The organism is Paenibacillus sp. LjRoot56 (assembly GCF_964253335.1).
GTDB lineage: Bacteria > Bacillota > Bacilli > Paenibacillales > NBRC-103111 > Paenibacillus_E > Paenibacillus_E allorhizoplanae.
The window spans coordinates 568427-585571 of record NZ_CAXURV020000003.1 but is presented as its reverse complement, the minus strand read 5'-3'; the positions used below and the strand labels follow the sequence as shown (position 1 = coordinate 585571).

20 protein-coding genes are annotated in these 17145 nt (G+C 44.1%); 14 read left to right on the top strand and 6 right to left on the bottom strand.

All coding sequences use genetic code 11. The features are described 5' to 3' along the window. Window positions 1–12: 12 nt before the first annotated feature. The 9 genes from ACSQ8O_RS21605 (at window position 13) to ACSQ8O_RS21565 (ending at window position 9610) form a co-directional block, all read left to right on the top strand. Window positions 13–1581, top strand: coding sequence for a spore germination protein (locus ACSQ8O_RS21605; RefSeq protein ID WP_436243310.1), 1569 nt, complete (start codon window positions 13–15; stop codon window positions 1579–1581). A gap of 48 nt (window positions 1582–1629) precedes the next feature. Next, complete coding sequence (locus ACSQ8O_RS21600) at window positions 1630–2799, top strand: Ger(x)C family spore germination protein (protein WP_436243309.1); 1170 nt, start codon at window positions 1630–1632, stop codon at window positions 2797–2799. 5 nt (window positions 2800–2804) lie between these two features. Next, the gene (locus ACSQ8O_RS21595; RefSeq protein ID WP_436243308.1) at window positions 2805–3038 is read left to right on the top strand and encodes a hypothetical protein; all 234 of its coding nucleotides are present in this window, start codon (window positions 2805–2807) and stop codon (window positions 3036–3038) included. A 226-nt stretch (window positions 3039–3264) separates the two neighbouring features. Next, window positions 3265–3609 carry a thioredoxin family protein gene (locus ACSQ8O_RS21590; RefSeq protein ID WP_056613511.1) on the top strand — a complete coding sequence of 115 codons (345 nt, stop codon included), beginning with the start codon at window positions 3265–3267 and terminating at the stop codon, window positions 3607–3609. 710 nt (window positions 3610–4319) lie between these two features. Continuing rightward, the gene (locus tag ACSQ8O_RS21585; protein WP_056613514.1) at window positions 4320–5219 is read left to right on the top strand and encodes a COX15/CtaA family protein; all 900 of its coding nucleotides are present in this window, start codon (window positions 4320–4322) and stop codon (window positions 5217–5219) included. A 105-nt stretch (window positions 5220–5324) separates the two neighbouring features. After that, window positions 5325–7088 carry a UbiD family decarboxylase gene (locus ACSQ8O_RS21580; protein ID WP_436243307.1) on the top strand — a complete coding sequence of 588 codons (1764 nt, stop codon included), beginning with the start codon at window positions 5325–5327 and terminating at the stop codon, window positions 7086–7088. Next, window positions 7088–8053: a DMT family transporter gene (locus ACSQ8O_RS21575; protein WP_436243306.1), complete on the top strand. Its 966-nt coding sequence runs from the start codon at window positions 7088–7090 to the stop codon at window positions 8051–8053. The genes ACSQ8O_RS21580 and ACSQ8O_RS21575 overlap by 1 nt, the downstream gene beginning before the upstream one ends. 48 nt (window positions 8054–8101) lie before the next feature. After that, window positions 8102–8809, top strand: a complete 708-nt coding sequence (locus ACSQ8O_RS21570; protein ID WP_056613519.1) for a Cthe_2314 family HEPN domain-containing protein — start codon at window positions 8102–8104, stop codon at window positions 8807–8809. Window positions 8810–8815: 6 nt separating this feature from the next. Beyond that, window positions 8816–9610: an SDR family oxidoreductase gene (locus ACSQ8O_RS21565; RefSeq protein ID WP_436243305.1), complete on the top strand. Its 795-nt coding sequence runs from the start codon at window positions 8816–8818 to the stop codon at window positions 9608–9610. Between the two features lie 63 nt (window positions 9611–9673). On the opposite strand, the gene ACSQ8O_RS21560 is transcribed toward ACSQ8O_RS21565, so the two are convergent. Then, on the bottom strand, window positions 9674–9919 hold the full coding sequence (locus tag ACSQ8O_RS21560; RefSeq protein WP_028558591.1) for a NifU family protein: 246 nt from the start codon (window positions 9917–9919) through the stop codon (window positions 9674–9676). Between the two features lie 96 nt (window positions 9920–10015). On the opposite strand from ACSQ8O_RS21560, the gene ACSQ8O_RS21555 reads away from it, so the two are divergent. Then, a complete protein-coding gene (locus ACSQ8O_RS21555) occupies window positions 10016–10270 on the top strand; it encodes a YuzB family protein (RefSeq protein WP_056613522.1) in 255 nt (84 codons plus the stop codon). A 15-nt stretch (window positions 10271–10285) separates the two neighbouring features. On the opposite strand, the gene ACSQ8O_RS21550 is transcribed toward ACSQ8O_RS21555, so the two are convergent. Further along, window positions 10286–11350 (bottom strand): NAD(P)/FAD-dependent oxidoreductase, encoded by a 1065-nt coding sequence (locus ACSQ8O_RS21550; protein ID WP_436243304.1) that lies wholly within the window; start codon window positions 11348–11350, stop codon window positions 10286–10288. Between the two features lie 53 nt (window positions 11351–11403). After that, on the bottom strand, window positions 11404–12504 hold the full coding sequence (gene mqnE / locus ACSQ8O_RS21545; RefSeq protein WP_436243303.1) for an aminofutalosine synthase MqnE: 1101 nt from the start codon (window positions 12502–12504) through the stop codon (window positions 11404–11406). A gap of 327 nt (window positions 12505–12831) precedes the next feature. Between mqnE and ACSQ8O_RS21540 the strand changes: the two genes are divergently transcribed. Together ACSQ8O_RS21540 and ACSQ8O_RS21535 are read left to right on the top strand one after the other, a co-directional pair. Next, complete coding sequence (locus tag ACSQ8O_RS21540; protein ID WP_338113417.1) at window positions 12832–13026, top strand: aspartyl-phosphate phosphatase Spo0E family protein; 195 nt, start codon at window positions 12832–12834, stop codon at window positions 13024–13026. A 112-nt stretch (window positions 13027–13138) separates the two neighbouring features. Continuing rightward, the gene (locus ACSQ8O_RS21535; protein WP_056613525.1) at window positions 13139–13510 is read left to right on the top strand and encodes a HesB/IscA family protein; all 372 of its coding nucleotides are present in this window, start codon (window positions 13139–13141) and stop codon (window positions 13508–13510) included. Window positions 13511–13613: 103 nt separating this feature from the next. Here ACSQ8O_RS21535 and ACSQ8O_RS21530 read toward each other — a convergent pair whose 3' ends face one another. Continuing rightward, entirely contained in the window at window positions 13614–14300 is a 687-nt protein-coding gene (locus ACSQ8O_RS21530; protein ID WP_436243302.1) for a class I SAM-dependent methyltransferase, read from the bottom strand. Between the two features lie 80 nt (window positions 14301–14380). Further along, complete coding sequence (locus ACSQ8O_RS21525) at window positions 14381–15430, bottom strand: MerR family transcriptional regulator (protein WP_436243301.1); 1050 nt, start codon at window positions 15428–15430, stop codon at window positions 14381–14383. A 158-nt stretch (window positions 15431–15588) separates the two neighbouring features. Here ACSQ8O_RS21525 and ACSQ8O_RS21520 point away from each other — a divergent pair, with 158 nt between their 5' ends. Then, window positions 15589–16269: a glycoside hydrolase family 73 protein gene (locus ACSQ8O_RS21520; protein WP_436243300.1), complete on the top strand. Its 681-nt coding sequence runs from the start codon at window positions 15589–15591 to the stop codon at window positions 16267–16269. Window positions 16270–16310: 41 nt separating this feature from the next. Here ACSQ8O_RS21520 and ACSQ8O_RS21515 read toward each other — a convergent pair whose 3' ends face one another. Then, the gene (locus ACSQ8O_RS21515) at window positions 16311–16472 is read right to left on the bottom strand and encodes a mechanosensitive ion channel protein MscL (RefSeq protein ID WP_236288803.1); all 162 of its coding nucleotides are present in this window, start codon (window positions 16470–16472) and stop codon (window positions 16311–16313) included. Between the two features lie 204 nt (window positions 16473–16676). Between ACSQ8O_RS21515 and ACSQ8O_RS21510 the strand changes: the two genes are divergently transcribed. Beyond that, the gene (locus ACSQ8O_RS21510; RefSeq protein ID WP_420851901.1) at window positions 16677–16970 is read left to right on the top strand and encodes a sporulation histidine kinase inhibitor Sda; all 294 of its coding nucleotides are present in this window, start codon (window positions 16677–16679) and stop codon (window positions 16968–16970) included. Window positions 16971–17145: the final 175 nt, after the last annotated feature.

Here is a 17145-nt window from a genome sequence, read left to right as displayed (position 1 = left end):
GTGTTATTTATCATGGATTTCATCGAGAAAATTTTTCGGAATAATAAGAAGCGCGCAGTTGAAACAAGACCCGATCAGAATAACTCGACGTTCTCAACAGAATCACTTGAGCTGTCGCTTGAACTTAACATGGACAGAGTCAAGCAAACCTTTGGAAATAGTAACGATATCATTACGCAAACCATCAATCTGAATGGAGCGGATTCGATACAAATTGGATTTATTTACATAAATGGTCTGGTAAATCCGAATTCTATTCAAGCTCTGCTCACCGAAAATTTAAAAGTTGATTTAAGTGAGTTCCCGCTAAATGCTTTAAGAAATTCAATGAGTACACTCGGTCAAGTTCGCGAAATCCCTGATTTTGAAACCTTGAATCAAGCTATTTTATCAGGGTTAACGGTTATTTTACTGAATGGGTGGGGGCAGGGATTAGCGGCGAATACACAAGGCGGGGAGCATCGTTCCGTTGAAGAACCGACCACGCAATCTGTCGTAAGAGGACCAAGGGAAGGGTTTACAGAGCAAATAAGCACGAACGCCGCACTCGTCAGACGCAAAATAAAAGATCCCGACCTATGGATGGAATCCATGACAATCGGGCGTAAGAGCAAAACAGAAGTAGCCATCATGTATATGAATGGCATTGTGAATGACAAGTTGGTGCAGGAAGCAAGAATTCGACTTGGACGAATCGATATCGATGCGATATTTGAAAGTGGTAATGTCGAAGAGCTGATCCAAGACGAAACATATTCACCGTTCCCTACCCTGTACAATACGGAACGCCCCGATGTTGTCGCCGCAGGATTAATGGAAGGACGTATTGCGATTCTTGTCGATGGCACTCCCTTTGTGCTTATGGCACCTGCCTTATTTACTCAATTTTATCAATCTGCGGAAGATTATTACCAACGAGCGGATTTCGCAACACTTCTTCGATTTCTTCGTTATGCATGTTTTTTCATATCTTTGTTGGCTCCATCCCTATATATTGCCATAACCACCTTTCACCAAGAATTGCTGCCCTCCTCCTTACTAATCAGTTTAGCTGCTCAAAGAGAGGGGATTCCTTTCCCAGCTTTTATCGAAGCTGCTGTCATGGAAGTAACTTTCGAAATCCTTCGAGAAGCTGGTGTGAGGTTGCCGAAGACTGTCGGACAAGCCGTTTCAATTGTAGGGGCATTAGTAATCGGTCAAGCCGCAGTAGAAGCAGGTTTGGTGTCTCCTGCGATGGTTATCATAGTGGCCATCACTGCCATTTCTAATTTTGTTATTCCTTCCTTCAATATGGGGATTACGATTCGGATTTTGAGATTTCTATTAATGCTTGTAGCGGCTTCTTTTGGGTTATTTGGTGTAACTGTGGGGCTTATTGCTATCGTTATTCATTTGAGTAGTCTAAGGTCCTTCGGAATTCCGTACATGTCTCCAGTGGCACCTTTTATCTTAGCGGATCAGAAAGATACCATTTTTCGTTTTCCGCTATGGGCATTATCTACAAGGCCTAGGCTCATTAGTCAAAAAAATAACATTCGAGAAAACAATGCCTCTTCGAATAAGCCTGAAAACACGCCATAGATAAAGGAGTCATCGGTAATGCGAAGATATGTAATGGTGTTCGTTGCCTTGTTTGTCACGATTGGATTAATCACGGGATGTTGGAGCCGACGCGAGCTTAATGACCTCGCCATTTCGGTTGGTATGGGTTTTGATAAAAAAGATGATCAAGTGCAGGTGATGATTCAAATTGTTAACCCCGGTGAAGTGGCTTCAAAAAGGGGCGGATCTGGAACAACTACACCCGTAAGCACCTTTAAAGCTACATCCAAAACCATTTTTGAATCTTTAAGAAAAATTGCCACACAAAGTCCAAGAAAGGTTTACTCTTCCCATCTTCGGATGCTTGTGATTAGTGAAGAATTGGCTAGAGAAGGGATTACGCCGATTCTGGATGGGATTTCAAGAAATCATGAAATGCGATCTGATTTCTATATCGTCGTAGCCAGAGGAACAACGGCTGAGAATGTATTAAATGTACTTACGCCTATAGAGAAAATCCCCTCAAATAAATTGTTTTCAACGTTAGAGATGTCCGAAAAGGTTTGGGCACCTACGGTAAAAGTAAAATTAGACACATTAATTTCCGATCTGCAAACAGAGGGAAAAGATCCTGTATTAACTGGTATTATAATCAAAGGGGATCCGACTAAAGGTGATGAGAAGAGTAATGTGAACCGAACAGATCCTCCTACATTTTTGGTATATGCGGGTTTAGCGATTTTTAAAAAAGACAAACTTGTCGGTTGGCTTAATGAGAATGAAAGCAAAGGCTACAATTATTTAATAAACAACGTTACTAGTACGATCGGACATATAGATTGCCCAACAGGAGGTATTTTAGCAGTAGATGTTGTGCGAACTAAAACGAAAATGAAAGGCAAAGTGGATAACGGCAAACCGCAAATCAATGTTGATGTTTTTCTCGAGCAGAATGTGGGTGAAGTCCAGTGTAAGATCAATCTGCTTGATCCGGAAATTATTCAGAAACTGGAAGAAACGGCGCAAGAAGAAGTGAAAAATATTCTGGAGGCCACCATTCAAAAAGCGAAAAAATATAACGTCGATATTTTTGGCTTTGGTGAAGCGATATATCGAGCGGACCCTAAATATTGGAATAAAAACAAAGAAAGTTGGAAGGAACAATTTTCGGACTTACCTGTACTTGTGAAAGCAGAAGTGAAAATTCGTCGTCTTGGCACCGTAAGTGATTCTCTGTTACAAAATACAAAGGAATGATCTAAATGTGGACTATTACAGGGATACTTTTGGCCTCTGCAGCTATCGCAATGCTTGAGCTTCCATCGCTTATGAAAAAAAGGCTTTATAAAGAATTCGTTATCGTTTGTTGCTTAGTATTGCTAGGTACAATACTAAGCATTGCTCAGAGCATGCGTATGAAGCTGCCCAATCCTTTAGATCTCATCACCTTTGTTTATCAACCTTGCAGCGATTTCATTTTAGGGTTTTTACAGTGAAATTGAGTAAATAAGAGAGGAGGCACCATTCTCGTCACACTATTCACAGTTGGAAGCTCCATATTAATAACTCCTGTGCGAAACATTGGTGACTTTGTGGTAACTCAGGTTCTTCTAGATACACCGCCTTTATTTTCCTGAATCTGCGGCGGCGGTGGTGCGTCGCTTGACACTGAATTTCTCGCATGCTATAAGAGAGTAAATGCCAGAAGTGAAGAGGTGTCCCATGCGTAAAGTATCGACTGAGCAACAATTTCAAGAACAAATTTCGCAATCCGGCGTGACCATAGCCATTTTCAAAACGACATGGTGCAAGGATTGCCATTATATTGACCCTTTTATGCCTGCAGTAGAGCAAGCTTACGAAGGCCGTCTCACTTTCATAGAACTGGATCGCGATGAGTTCCCCGATTTGTGTGAACAATTGAACATCTTAGGTATCCCGAGTTTCATTGCTTTCCGTAACGGCCAAGAAGTTGTTCGTTTCGTAAGCAAGCTGCGTAAAACCCGTGAGGAAATCGAACAATTCCTTGACCGTGCAATCGAAGTTTCGAACGCGCTAGCTCCTTAGAAGAAATAAGGCGTAAAGAACACCAGATGGAGTAAGCAGACATGACACCGTCGTCGGATCAATCCGATGGCGGTGTTTTTTGATTTCGCTCACGCACCTATTAAAGCACATGTCGCACTGAAAATAGTGTTTCATCTAGTTTATCTAGCGTCACAATACTCCCCGACCAGAACCTATTTAATCCGATATGACCGAATTAATCCTACTGTCCGCATCTTTAAAGCTTAATTAGACCGAAATAGCCAAACTAAACCGCCCCAAACAATCTGTTTTCTAGGAAAAAAGGGGGAATAGTTCGGTGGAATCGGACTAAAGGTCTATTAACTCGGGTGAAACAGGGCCGCAGGGAGTGGAGTTAGTCGAAATAATCGACTAACTCGGGTGAAACAGTGGGGCAGCGAGTAGAATTAGTCGATATAATCGACTTAAAATGTGCGACGCATCATCAAAAGGATAGTCAGGCTTGGAATCGAGCCTTTTTTCACTTCTAAATCCCACTTCCGAATAAATGCTTCCATACTACACACACTATACTGTTATTTCCAAGTGTTGGGCGCAACTCGGCGATATGCCAACAACCGATTCCCTGTGGTTTCGGAGCTTTGTAACAATTGCGAATGGAAATGCCTTCATATTACAGCTATAATTGAAAGCGGAACTACAGTATTCGACATGATCCTCAGAAGATATGACATAAAGTAGGTGCAATCATGCAAAAATGGATCCAAAGATTAGCTAATTTATCAGCCATCGGCATGTTTCTTATTCTTGCTATGGGGGCCTTAGTAACCAAGGCTGACGCAGGTCGGGGCTGTGGAGACGAATGGCCGTTGTGCCATGGTAAATTCATCCCAGCACATACCATTTCTTCTTTTATCGAGTATAGCCATCGCTTAGTTGTAGGTATTGTGACCATGATACTTGTTGCAACGTTTTACTTAGTATTTCGCTATGTGAAGCGTAGAGATGCTAAATTCTTCATCACGGCAACAGTGGTCATGACCCTGATTCAAGCAGCAATGGGGGCGTTGGCCGTTGTTTGGCCGCAATCTTCCCTTGTCCTGGCACTTCATTTCGGATTATCCTTGCTCGCCTTTGCGTTCTCCCTGCTGCTTGCACTCGTGTTTACCCCGTGGGGACAATTTGTACGCACAACGCAGATTCATACTAGCTTTAAAGTAATCGTCTGGTTTACCGCTATTTATAGCTACATTGTTGTTTATTTGGGAGCATTCGTGCGTCATACCGTTTCTTCTGGCGGCTGCTCGGGCTGGCCATTATGTAATGGCGAAGTCATTCCAGAACTGAGCGGTGCAACAGGAATCGTATTTACACATCGAATTGCCGCTTTGCTGCTCTTCGTTTGTATATTATTTCTGTATCTGCAAGCGCGGCGTTATTATCAGCCTACGGACAAGCTGTGGTTCGGGAGCAAATGGGCTCTTATTCTCGTTTCGCTTCAAGTAATTAGCGGCGCAGTCGTAACCTGGTCCTTAGGGAATGAAGTTGCTTATTTATTCACAGGTATGATTCATGCCATTATTGTGGCTTGTATGTTTGGATTCTTATGTTATTTGTGCGTACTAACGCTATATGATCGCAAAGCCTAGCAGCATCATGCGGCACAGGCACAACAGGCCTTCTAACGGAAGGCCATTTCCTTTTTTATCTCAAAAGAATGAGTAACTATTACATAGACAAAGGTGGAAGTTCCCATGGTACCAACTAATCTTCGAGCGTTTATAGAGATGTTACGACGCGAAAATGAATTGATCGAAATCTCGGCTCCCGTGGATCCGAATCTCGAGCTTGCTGAAATCCATCGTCGAGTTATCGACGAGCAAGGGCCAGCTTTACTGTTCACGAATGTAAAAGGCAGTGCATTCCCTGTCGTGACGAACCTCTTCGGCACAACAAGAAGAGTGGATCTGGCTTTCGGTCCGAAGCCGGAGCAATTCATGAAAGCGGTTATCAACGCGACGAACTCGTTGTTGCCCCCTACACCGAAAGCGCTGTGGGGTGAAAGAGGTCTTATTCTCGACCTCATGAAAGTCGGGACGAAGAAGATCCAACCGAACCAGGCGCCGATTCTCGGCGGCTTGAAGAAGGACAACCCGCTCGCAGGACTGCCTGTCCTGACGAGCTGGCAAGAAGACGGCGGCCCGTTCGTCACGCTGCCGCTCGTGTATACCGAGCATCCCGACGGCGGTCATCATAACCTGGGCATGTATCGTATGCAGGTGTATGATGACTTCACGACCGGGATGCACTGGCAGATCCACAAAGGCGGCGGCTTCCACTATCACGAAGCCGAGAAGCTGGGCCAAGCGCTGCCCGTCACCGTGTTCCTGGGCGGCCCGCCCGCGCTCATCGCCTCGGCGATTGCGCCGGTGCCCGAGCACCTGCCCGAGCTGATGCTCGCTTCGCTGATCCTCGGGCAGAAGCTGCCCATGGTGGAGAATCCCCATGGGGGGCATCGCCTCGTAGCCGAGGCGGAGTTCGCGATATGCGGCTCCGTTCCGCCGCATCTCAGACGCCCCGAAGGGCCGTTCGGTGACCACTTCGGGTATTACTCACTCACCCATGATTTCCCCGTGTTCAACGTGAATCATGTGTGGCACCGCAAAGACGCGATCTATCCGGCGACGATCGTCGGTAAGCCCCGCCAAGAGGATTACTTCCTTGGCGAATTCTTGCAAAGATTGCTGGAGCCCGCGTTCCCGATGGCGATGCCAGGGGTGAAAGACCTGTGGACGTATGCCGAGACCGGGTTCCACCCGCTCGCAGCCGCTGTCGTCCGCGAAAGCTACAGCCGTGAGGCGCTCGGCACGGCATTCCGGATCCTCGGTGAGGGTCAGCTATCCCTCACGAAGTTCTTGATCGTGACGGATCGTCCGACGACCTTAGCGAACTTCTCACAGCTGTTAGAAACCGTATTAGAACGTTTCGACCCGGCTCGGGATCTGTTTATATTTAATAAAACATCACATGATACATTGGATTATACCGGTGGACAGCTCAATCACGGTTCGAAAGCCGTACTGCTTGGCACAGGTGACCCTGTACGCGAGCTGCCAAGGGCATACACAGAGGGCGAACTGCCTGAGATTCATGATATCGCTGTTTATTGCGGCGGCTGTCTGCTCGTCTCTGGCGCCTCGTATGCAGCTGAACCAGAGCTGCCACAACGTCTGATTGCGAATGCAGCTGATCGATTGAAGCAATGGCCTATGGTCATCCTTGTCGATGATGCCAGTGATATCGCGAAGGACCAAACGAAATTCTTATGGACCGTGTTTACTCGGTTTAACCCTGCAAGTGATATGTACGCGCAATCCAGTGTGAACCGACACCATATTGCGTATGAGGTTCCTATTGTCATTGATGCGCGTATGAAGCCTGGCTATCCAGATGAGTTGTTCCCGCGAGAAGATATTGTAGAACTCGTTGATCGCAGATGGAAGGAATACTTCGCGTGATGAGCTCGGGACGATTACGAGCGATTTATCCGCATTTGGGATTTGTATTGGTCTATTTACTTTGGGGGATCAATTTGGCTTCTCTCAAAATCGGTGGAAGAGAATGGGACAGTCTCGTCTTTAATGGACTGCGCTTTGCGAGTATGATACCGATCTTGTGGGTCTATACTTACTTCTATTATCGTTCGCGGTCACTTCGTTTCCAAATTGCGGGTCGCGATCTTCTGCTCATCTGTGGGTTAGGGATACTGAATGCCGTAGGGATGGAAGCTCTGCTGCAATATGCTTTACAGTTTTCCAACGCTGCGAATGGTGCCGTGCTGGGGCGAGGTTTTATGCCAGTGATTACAGTGCTTATTGCTGTCATGGCTAGGCAAGTAAAAATTACATGGCGAATCCTAATCGGAATCCCCTTGGCGCTCGGCAGTGTAATCCTCATTGTCTCGGGGGGAGCCGAAGGCTTTCACTTGGGTAGTGAGACATTTCGCGGTGATATTCTGCTGCTTATGCGCAGTTTCATGGGAGCCATTTATCTCATTGGGATGAACCGATTAGTCGTGAAATATCCGCTTCCGATATTAATTTCACTTGAAATGACCGCTGGAGCCCTGTCTTTATTACCGTTCGTGCTATTGCGTGCAGATGGTGCTTACTTCGCTGCGATCTCACAGACGGGTTGGATCAGCTTAATCTATACCTCATTGCTGGCAACAGCAGTAGGTTTCTCATTACACAATTGGAGTCTAGCCAAACTGGGGCCTTTCAAAGCATCGGCCTATGGGTATTTACTTCCGGTTACAGCTGCACTTGGAGGTTTCATTTTTCTAGGAGAATCGATCTCGTTAAGTCAGTATCTTGGAGGCGTAGGTGTGTTAGCCGCGATGTTTTTCGTGCAGCGTGATCGAACATCCAGCGTCAAACGGGCACCAGTACCTGCACCAACAGCCACGACGTTAACGAAGTAACAGGGCTATGCTAGATCGCTTAGTATTTATAAAAAGGGAGGTGATCTTATGCTTCGTGTGTTATTTAATGAGCCGGAACGTATCGACAGCGGACTCCTGCTGGAAGCTTTTGATGCAGTGAGAGCCTATATGAAACAGATCGAAACTGAACAGAGTCACCTCTCCACGGCGCATTCGATCTTTCATCGGCAAGCGATATGGAGTAAAGGTTTTATTGATGCCTTGGATGAGCTCGAACAGAGCAAATACTGCTGTGAGCGATATGGCGAGCGGATTGTTAAAGGTTTTTTGGAAGAAATGACCCCGCAGGAAACAGATGATTATCAACGCTTTGTCTATTTCTACAAAAATGCGTTTATCCGTTTATTTTCTGTTTTTGATAAACTAGGAACCTTTATGAATGACCTCTTCGCCTTGAAGACCGAAACCGTGAAATCACGATTTTCGTATTTTACGGTACTCCGCCATATGCATGACAAGCATCTTCATGGCTCGTTAGAACTGCAACTTTATACTCTCAAAATGACCTATAAAGTGCCGTTAGAACGACTACGCAATCTGCGTAATATGGAAATGCATTATATTAATGCTGAGATGTTAGACGATCTTATGCAGAAAGAGCCGATGCTCGGTGAACGGGTTCATATTGAGGATGTGAAGCTGAATTTATCCGATTTGCAGCAGGGATTTGACATGGTATGCCGAACCTTAACAATAGCATTTACTTATATTACGGCATATGTGACAAAGGGGTAGGGGACCATGCCATTAAGAGGTCGAACAGTGCTTGTTACAGGCAGTGCCAAGGGTTTGGGAAAAATGACGGCGTTGACTTTAGCCAAGAAGGGCTGCCAGGTCGCTGTGAATTATGTAACAAGTGAGAAGGAAGCTGCGGAACTCGTTCATCAATTGACGGATATGGGCGTTCACAGCATCGCGGTGCAGGGAGATGTAGCCAAGCGCGAGGACATCTTCCGCATGGTTGAAGAAACGGTCTCGCAGTTGGGGCCGATAGATATACTTGTCAATAACGCAGGACCATTTGTTCGTGAGCGGCGTTTTTTCGCTGATTACAGCATGGACGAAATTGACTATTTAATGCGAGGGAATCTAATAGGCGTCATGGCGTTGGATCATCTTGTGCTGCCTATGATGAGAGAGCGCAGATGGGGGCGTATCATCCATTTCGGTTTTGGGAAAGCGGCTGAAGCGAGGGGGTGGACGCACAGAGCTGCTTATGCGGCTGCCAAAGTAGGGTTAGTTTCCTTTACCAAAACATTAGCCGAAGAAGAAGCCGCACATGGGATCACGGTGAATATGATTTGTCCGGGCGATATTCGCGGGAAGAACAAAGAACGCACCATGGAAGAGGCACGCTTAGAAGTGGATGGCGAAACGCCTGTTGGCAGACCAGGAACGGGTGAAGATGTAGCGCGTGTTATCGATTTCCTCTGCTCGCCTAACTCGGATTTTATTACAGGCAATATTATGGATATCTCTGGCGCGCTGGATCCTATTCAGCCGATCCCTGTACTCAAACAACGCAAATCAGAGTAGGACGCCATATGGCAAAAAGAGCTTACCATAGAGGTAAGCTCTTTCTTTATGATATAGTCGTAATTAGAATACCTGTACGACTTCTGTTATGCCTTCTACCTCTTCAACCAATGCGCGCTCAATACCAGCTTTCAAAGTGATTGTTGAGCTCGGGCAGCTACCGCAGGCACCCATAAGTTTAAGTTTTACGATTCCGTCTTCCACATCAACTAGATCGACGTCACCGCCATCACGTTGTAGGAAAGGACGAAGTTTATCTAAAACCTCAAGAACTTCATCGTAAATCGCTTCTTTGGTTTTTTCTGTCATTTGATTCATCTCCTTTCTTTATCTATTATAGTACAATACGCTTTAAATGAAAATGGTTTAGGGATTGAAACTATCAGTATGGGGTGGAATTTTTAAATGCGACCAATTATAGAATTTTGTGCCAGCAATATGCACACAGGAACAGATAAAGTAATGAAAGACCTTGAACAAAATCCGGAATTTGATGTCATGGAATACGGCTGTCTGGGCAACTGTGGCCAGTGCTACATGGAGCCTTACGCACTGGTCAACGGAGAAATCATTGCTGCCGAAAGCGCCGAGAGCCTCCATGTTCTTATTTTAGAAAAGATCAAAGAGATTGAGGCCATGTATGATTTGCTTAGTGAATAAGCCGATCTAGTTATCTTAACCGAAGTGGCGTTTGGATTTCCAAAGCACGCCGCTTTTCAACATACGAGCAATTTTTCCTGTCATTAACGTACGTTTTCCCATGATGCCGAAGCCGCTCTTTTTGCCAAGTGAACCGAGTGTTCCACGCAGCTTGATTTTACCAAGCTTAGGTGTATCGCCTTTCCAAATCGCTTGAATCGCTTCGGCAATTTGCTTGCCTTGCGCTTGTGCGGCTTGGGCACTTGGTGAGAACGGTAGGGACGCGCAGTCACCTACGACGTAAACTTCCTCAAAGTTCGGGATTTGGTGGTATTCGTTTAATAGAATACGTCCTTGACGATCTTTTGGTACATTCAAAGCTTCGACAATTGGTGTTGGTTGTATACCTGCTGTCCAAATTGTAGCATCAGTACGGATAATTTCATCTTGGTTGTACAAATCACCGCCATCTAATCGAACAAGCGATACTTGTGTTCGCAGCTCAATATGATGTTCGATCATCCATTCACGCACATATTGCTGCAGATTCGTAGGGAAAGCGGAGAGCAGACTAGGACCACGATCAATTAATCGGATGTTTAAGTCAGGGCGGCTTTCACGAAGTTCTGAAGCCATTTCTACACCGCTAAGTCCTCCACCAATGATGGATACTTGTCCGTATGGATTAATGTTGTTTATTTTCTGATACGTTGCACGCGTTTGAGCCAGTGTCTGGATACTGGATGAAAACTCCTGAGCGCCAGTAATACCATGATAACTGTCAACACAACCAAGTCCAATGACTAGCCAGTCGTAGGAGATGGGTTCTTTGTCGTGGAAGTTGATTTGTTTCGTTTCGAGATTAACATTAGATACTTCTCCGTAAACAAGCTGAAGCCGCGAATCATCGGGATAAGCTACACGAATATGCGTTTCAGCAATGGTACCCGAAGCTAGTGCATAATATTCCGTTTTGAGGCCTTGGAATGGACTGCGATCAATCATAATAAGTTCAGTGTCGTCTGGTAAATCCTTTTCGAGCAAGTTTAAAGCTACGGTCAGACCGCCATAGCCGCCTCCGAGAATGACAAACTTTTTCATAGCCAACCAATATCCCTTCTGAACGATGATCTATTCTCTATTACCTATTATCTCTAATACACTTTGATTTCATTATAAAAGGTGTCTCGCTCTACCGCGACGCGGCCCGCACCTTGAATGAGCCATACAATCTCATCGCGTGTTAAACCTTCTGGTGAAAGAGCGCCAGCAGCATGTGAGATTTTCTCTTTCACGATCGTGCCGTGAGCATCTGAAGCACCGAATGTGAAGGAAAGTTGTGTAAGTTTCGTTCCGATATTGATGAAGTAAGCTTTAATGTGTGGAAAATTGTCCAACATTAGACGGCTAATCGCCATTGTTTTGAGTTCGTCCCAAGCGGGAACGAAACGTTTAAGACTTGCATTTTTGCTCGCGGGCTGAACAGAATTAGGAATGAATACGAGGAAACCGCCTGTTTCGTCTTGCAGCTCACGCAGCAACATCATATGGCGAATCCGCTCTTCTTTCGTTTCAATTGAACCATAGAGCATGGTCGCGTGAGTTTTCATCCCTAGAAGGTGAGCTTGACGATGAACATCCAACCATTCTTCGGTGGAAGCTTTTTCGACCTTCATTTTCGTGCGGTAACGTTCCGTAAGAATTTCGGCTCCTCCGCCAGGCAGCGTGGAAAGTCCAGCATCCATTAACGCTTTAAGTACATCTCGATAGCTGAGGCCGCTGATACGCGAGAAGAATTCGATCTCTGCAGCCGTATGAGCTTTAATCGTGACATCCGGGTAAGCTTGCTTTAAGCGACGAATGCAATCAACGTAATACTCAAAAGGCAGATGAGGGTTATGCCCCTGACTAATATGGAATTCTTTAATTTCAGGGTTAAAATTCTCGGCAATATAATCTAACATCTGATCTGGTGTTAAGGTGTAAGCACCTTCTTGACCTTCGTCGCGGCGGAAATGACAAAATGAACAATGCTCCTCACAGACATTCGTGAAATATAAGCTCATATTTTGTACAAAATATACCTTATTCCCATTCAACCGTGTATTCACTTTATTTGCTAATTGACCAATGGTTAAAAGATCGTCAGATTCATATAAAAACAGTCCGTCTTCCATGCTCAACCGTTCGCCGTTCTCAACCTTGTCAGCAATCTCAGCCATCCGTTTGATCGGGTCTACTGTCGTAATACTCATGCTCCATGCCTCCTATGAAAATATAATAAACCGCATAATGAAACGACGCAGCCAGCAGTTAGAACTAGGTGCGTTAGGTGGTGTGAGTTGCTCGCGTACCTGTCAACCAGTTCGGTTAAGGAATTCACAACCAGATTTATATCGATACAAGCTATCCATCCATCTTATTATAAACCTCCTACTTGGGAGGGGCAACATCAGAACGTTGAAGATAAATCGACAATCTTATCCATGTCTTATATTTTTTCGATGAAATTGGCGAAATGTTATTCCCAATATTAACAAATTCCTGTATACTGTTGCAATGTGATTACGTAAGGGCTAAAGGTGATAATAATCGTGCTACCATTATTCGTGACCGAACCGCAGGAACGACTTCATATCAAAATAGAACAACTTCGAGGCCAAATGGTTAGTTTGGGAACCTCGCATGGTTTCCTTCATCCTGACGTGCAGAAATGCAGTCGAGATCTAGACCAGTTACTATTGCAGTATTATGCCACAAGACGTTCTAAACAGTGAACAGCTGCCCTTGAGCATCGGATGGATTAGGAGTATACTTATAGCAAGCACTTCATATACCAATGCCAGTTTTCCTTAATTTACAGGGAAAAACCAAGGAGGGATTTCCATTATGATTAATATAAGTGAATCAGCTAGTGAGAAAATTAAAGAGCTTTTGGCATCGGAAGAATCACCTAATCTTTTCTTACGCCTTGGCGTGAAGGCTGGTGGTTGCAGCGGCTTTTCTTATGGAATGGGCTTCGATGATGATCAAAAGTCTGACGATAAAGAATTTACTATTCATGGCGTGAAGGTTGTTGTGGATGAAGAGAGCGCTAAGTATTTATACGGCGTCCAAATCGACTTCGAGGACAAAGGCATGGGTGGCGGTTTCACCATTAACAACCCGAATGCAGTTGCATCGTGTGGTTGTGGCTCATCTTTCAAGCCAGCGGATTATGAAGGAACACCTGAACCGTGTGACGATAAGGTTGAGGCTTAAAATAATTAATAATGAACCTTCTGAATTAGTGTGTTGTTCTAACACTCGTTCAGAAGGTTTTTTTGTCATGCTTAGGAATACAACCAAGCGGAATATCGGTGGTCTACACCATTAACCACCAAACCCCCGCACACTCCGGCAAGTGCTTCAACTGCTCACTGACAACCTTATTAGCTATCTCGTCTCCAAAGAAAAATCTTGTAAGCATCTCGGCTTCGTCTACGCTCTCAAATGTATAATCGGTCCGTATCCACGTATGAGAAAACCCATATTCGGATTCAAGTAACCTATAATAGTTCGTCAAGAAATCAGGCGGCTGGGGTGTTTCGGAACCTGTTCCGAAGTTCTCGATAATGATGACCGTACCGCCTGGTCGCAAAACTCTTCTGATTTCGCTTAAAACTTGGTGAATATTGGCTTCCCATTGATCGACATCCGAATTTCCAAGGTAGCAAATACTCCATCCGGATACGATTAAATCTGCACTATGATTGGCGACAGGTAAATGTCTGTGGTCAGCAACTTGTGTTCTCCAATTGTTCAAATCAGCTTTCCTAAGATGATCTGCTGTAATACGCAGCATAGATTCGGATTCATCTAAAGCTACAATGGACTTTGCTTGTGGAGCGAGAATACGGGTTAATCTCCCAGCACCAGCACCCATGTCAATGATGTCTAGACCTTCAACGGGGATGATGGTTTGAATGGTTTCATATAAGCTTGCTTGTTTGGAAACGAGTTGTTCATACATGTCTGCTTGATTGGCATAAATGTTTGCATGATTAGGCATTTGGTAATCTCCTCCTTAGGGTTATGTTAAACATTGTTATCGTAATGTGTAACGTAAGGAGAAGGTCAAGACATTGTTGATTAGGGTTGAATGGGAACTGCATAAACGATATACAGCAAATCGTTGAGTTTCATATGTTTGGTAATATAACCATTTTCGTCAAACCAGGTTAGCAGGGAAGAGCAGATGGCATAATGCTGATCTTGCAGGGTTGTGAGGAGATCTGTTCGCCCGTTCGCTGTACATTCTTTCATGTATAGATCTTTTGCAGATTCATTTTCGAACATTAAATCCGCTATGCAAATTCTACCGTGAGACTTGAGTACGCGGCGCATTTCATCTAATGCTAGCACTTGCTGTTCGTTAGTAATATGGTGAAAAGCAAACGATGTAACGACAAAATCGAATTGGTTATCCATGTAAGGAATGGCCAGGAAATTCCCTAGCTTCATGTCCATTTGCGGATGTTTACTTTGGCATTGCTTCATCATTTCTTTGGATTGGTCTACGCCAGCCATGTGAATGCCCTTATGCAGAAATCGCCTTGCCAAATTACCTGTTCCTGTCCCAAGATCAAGCCCTTTCTCCCCAACCCTTGGTCTTACCCATTGAAGTGTTAGATCAAGAACTTCCTCGTATCCTTTATACTCGTTGTCATTATGTAAAACCCGTTCATCATGAGTCAAGGCTTGTTGATCAAAGTTCCATGTATCCTTCCAATTTTTGCGGATTTCCCGAAGTCGTTTAGAACCTTCCGCGAGTGTGAAGATATCATCAATCGGAAGTGAGTTGTTCTGTTTCAAAAGGTCGATCATGGTATCCGTCGTTTCAATGATTTGCTTGAACTCCAGCCATTGAGCAAAAACAACAGATCGTTGAATTTCTAAATAGTATTGAAGCTGCTCTTTATCATCGGCATCAACTTCTTGTAATGCTTTTTGAATATCGGCAACGGACATACCTGATTCACGAAGCGAAATAATTGTTTGCAGCCGCCATATTTCTTTTTCTGTAAATGTTCTATATAAATTATTTTCTTGTTTAGACGGTGAAATAAGTCCTTTATCTTCATAGAAGCGGATGGCTCTTGGAGAAATATTCAATTTATTGGCAACATCTTTAATTTGCATGCTTTCACCCTTTCTCTCCCCTTAAATAAACATTAACGTAAGGGAAAAGTAAAGTTGCAAATAGCAATGTCTAGCTAGTTAGGAGTCGTCTCTCATTACCAAATTGTGGAATATACTATAAAGATAGTACTAGTCGTTGTTTGAAAGGAGGGAGCCATATGGCAACTAGAAAGGATTTCATCGATCTTGTTGCACCGATTGCTTTGAAGCTTCGTTTAGAAGGCTCGCCAATTTTCCCATCGGTTCGAATTGCACAAGCTTTACTGGAAACTGGAGGTAAAATAAACGCTTGGAATAACTTGGTTGGATATAAAGTTGGAAATGGCGTACTAACACCTTATTGGCAAGGCGATCGTGTGTCAGTAAGCACATGGGAATTCATAAATGAGGATCACGTATTTAATGTACCGGGGGATTTTCGGGCATATAGCACCATTGAGGACGGATTTCGAGATCAAGATTTGTTGTTTCAAGCTGCGCGTTATTCGGCAGTTCGGTCAGCAAGCATTCCACAAACTCAAACAGCTTCACTACAGAAGAGTGGATACGCGACTGACCCTGCCTATACAAGTAAATTGAATATGATCATAGCGATGGAAGGGTTAACTTTCTTCGATGAGGAGGTCATTCGGATGTTAGAGAACTTACAGGCCCAGATTTCAGAATTAACAAGTAGAGTACACTCACTCGAAGAGCAGGCCGCTTTGACGGTCGTGCCAACATGGGCGAAGTCAGCCGTTGATGCGGCAGTAAAGGCCGGCTTGATCGACACACCTGAGAAAGGGAGCTATGATTTCTATCGCTTATTAACTGTGTTACATCGCAAGGGCATTTTATAATATGTGGAAGAATATAGGGGCCGAAAGGGGCAATAATGAGGTTAGTAAATCATTCGGCCTTTAATTCTTACATTTTCACCATATTTGGCTTGCATCAACTTCGTTTGCTCTTGCATAAAAGCATAAATTTCTTTCAAGCGGTTCTTTCTAGGTTTAATTGTTTCTTTAATTTCGCCATTCAACACGATATCGTAAACGATCATTCTAGTTCAGCTCCTTTGTTTTGTCTTTCTAATATCATTGTAGACGATGAATATTAAGGGACGATTAAAATTTCTTTTCAATTTTGTGAATAAAATGAAGGTTATGTTAAATAAACGTTAAAAATGCCTAAAATAGTGATCATTTTTTTTTATCAGTATTTTACAAGTTTTGGATGTGTATAAGTTTATGCACAATATCCCCCTATGCTTTGTCAGCCTTCATGGTACATATTAACAATTTACCCACAGGATATGCACACTTATCTGTGGATAACGGAACGCTTGTTCTATCAAAAACCCCATGATACTATTAGTTTAAATTATAGAATATGGGTGATTTCAGTGAGACAAATTAGCGATGAGACATTGATCGACTCTTATTACAAGGCACTAGATTTAAGATTAGAATCGGATTTTCTTGAACTATTGCTCGCGGAAATACAAAGACGCAAATTAAAGCTATCCGTGATCGTTAAGGACGAGGCACCACTTAATTAATAATTGAACTCAGCACGTATTTGCAGGGTATAGCTAGAATGACAGTCGGGGCAATTCAAGAGGTGAAGGCAGGGCTCTTGCTCGTCGCCTTCCTGGTTTGTCAAGGAAATGTTGTTCATCTCGTAAGGCGAATAAGGACCGAGCAAGTCACTCAGCTTACCATGGTCACACATAC

Bases quoted from the DNA above. Each gene is read 5' to 3' on its own strand.
- ACSQ8O_RS21605 (WP_436243310.1), top strand. From the start codon at position 13: ATGGATTTCATCGAGAAAATTTTTCGGAATAATAAGAAGCGCGCAGTT.
- ACSQ8O_RS21595 (WP_436243308.1), top strand. From the start codon at position 2,805: ATGTGGACTATTACAGGGATACTTTTGGCCTCTGCAGCTATCGCAATG.
- ACSQ8O_RS21590 (WP_056613511.1), top strand. From the start codon at position 3,265: ATGCGTAAAGTATCGACTGAGCAACAATTTCAAGAACAAATTTCGCAA.
- ACSQ8O_RS21585 (WP_056613514.1), top strand. From the start codon at position 4,320: ATGCAAAAATGGATCCAAAGATTAGCTAATTTATCAGCCATCGGCATG.
- ACSQ8O_RS21580 (WP_436243307.1), top strand. From the start codon at position 5,325: ATGGTACCAACTAATCTTCGAGCGTTTATAGAGATGTTACGACGCGAA.
- ACSQ8O_RS21575 (WP_436243306.1), top strand. From the start codon at position 7,088: ATGAGCTCGGGACGATTACGAGCGATTTATCCGCATTTGGGATTTGTA.
- ACSQ8O_RS21570 (WP_056613519.1), top strand. From the start codon at position 8,102: ATGCTTCGTGTGTTATTTAATGAGCCGGAACGTATCGACAGCGGACTC.
- ACSQ8O_RS21565 (WP_436243305.1), top strand. From the start codon at position 8,816: ATGCCATTAAGAGGTCGAACAGTGCTTGTTACAGGCAGTGCCAAGGGT.
- ACSQ8O_RS21560 (WP_028558591.1), bottom strand. From the start codon at position 9,919: ATGACAGAAAAAACCAAAGAAGCGATTTACGATGAAGTTCTTGAGGTT.
- ACSQ8O_RS21555 (WP_056613522.1), top strand. From the start codon at position 10,016: ATGCGACCAATTATAGAATTTTGTGCCAGCAATATGCACACAGGAACA.
- ACSQ8O_RS21550 (WP_436243304.1), bottom strand. From the start codon at position 11,350: ATGAAAAAGTTTGTCATTCTCGGAGGCGGCTATGGCGGTCTGACCGTA.
- mqnE (WP_436243303.1), bottom strand. From the start codon at position 12,504: ATGAGTATTACGACAGTAGACCCGATCAAACGGATGGCTGAGATTGCT.
- ACSQ8O_RS21535 (WP_056613525.1), top strand. From the start codon at position 13,139: ATGATTAATATAAGTGAATCAGCTAGTGAGAAAATTAAAGAGCTTTTG.
- ACSQ8O_RS21530 (WP_436243302.1), bottom strand. From the start codon at position 14,300: ATGCCTAATCATGCAAACATTTATGCCAATCAAGCAGACATGTATGAA.
- ACSQ8O_RS21525 (WP_436243301.1), bottom strand. From the start codon at position 15,430: ATGCAAATTAAAGATGTTGCCAATAAATTGAATATTTCTCCAAGAGCC.
- ACSQ8O_RS21520 (WP_436243300.1), top strand. From the start codon at position 15,589: ATGGCAACTAGAAAGGATTTCATCGATCTTGTTGCACCGATTGCTTTG.
- ACSQ8O_RS21515 (WP_236288803.1), bottom strand. From the start codon at position 16,472: ATGATCGTTTACGATATCGTGTTGAATGGCGAAATTAAAGAAACAATT.
- ACSQ8O_RS21510 (WP_420851901.1), top strand. From the start codon at position 16,677: ATGCTTTGTCAGCCTTCATGGTACATATTAACAATTTACCCACAGGAT.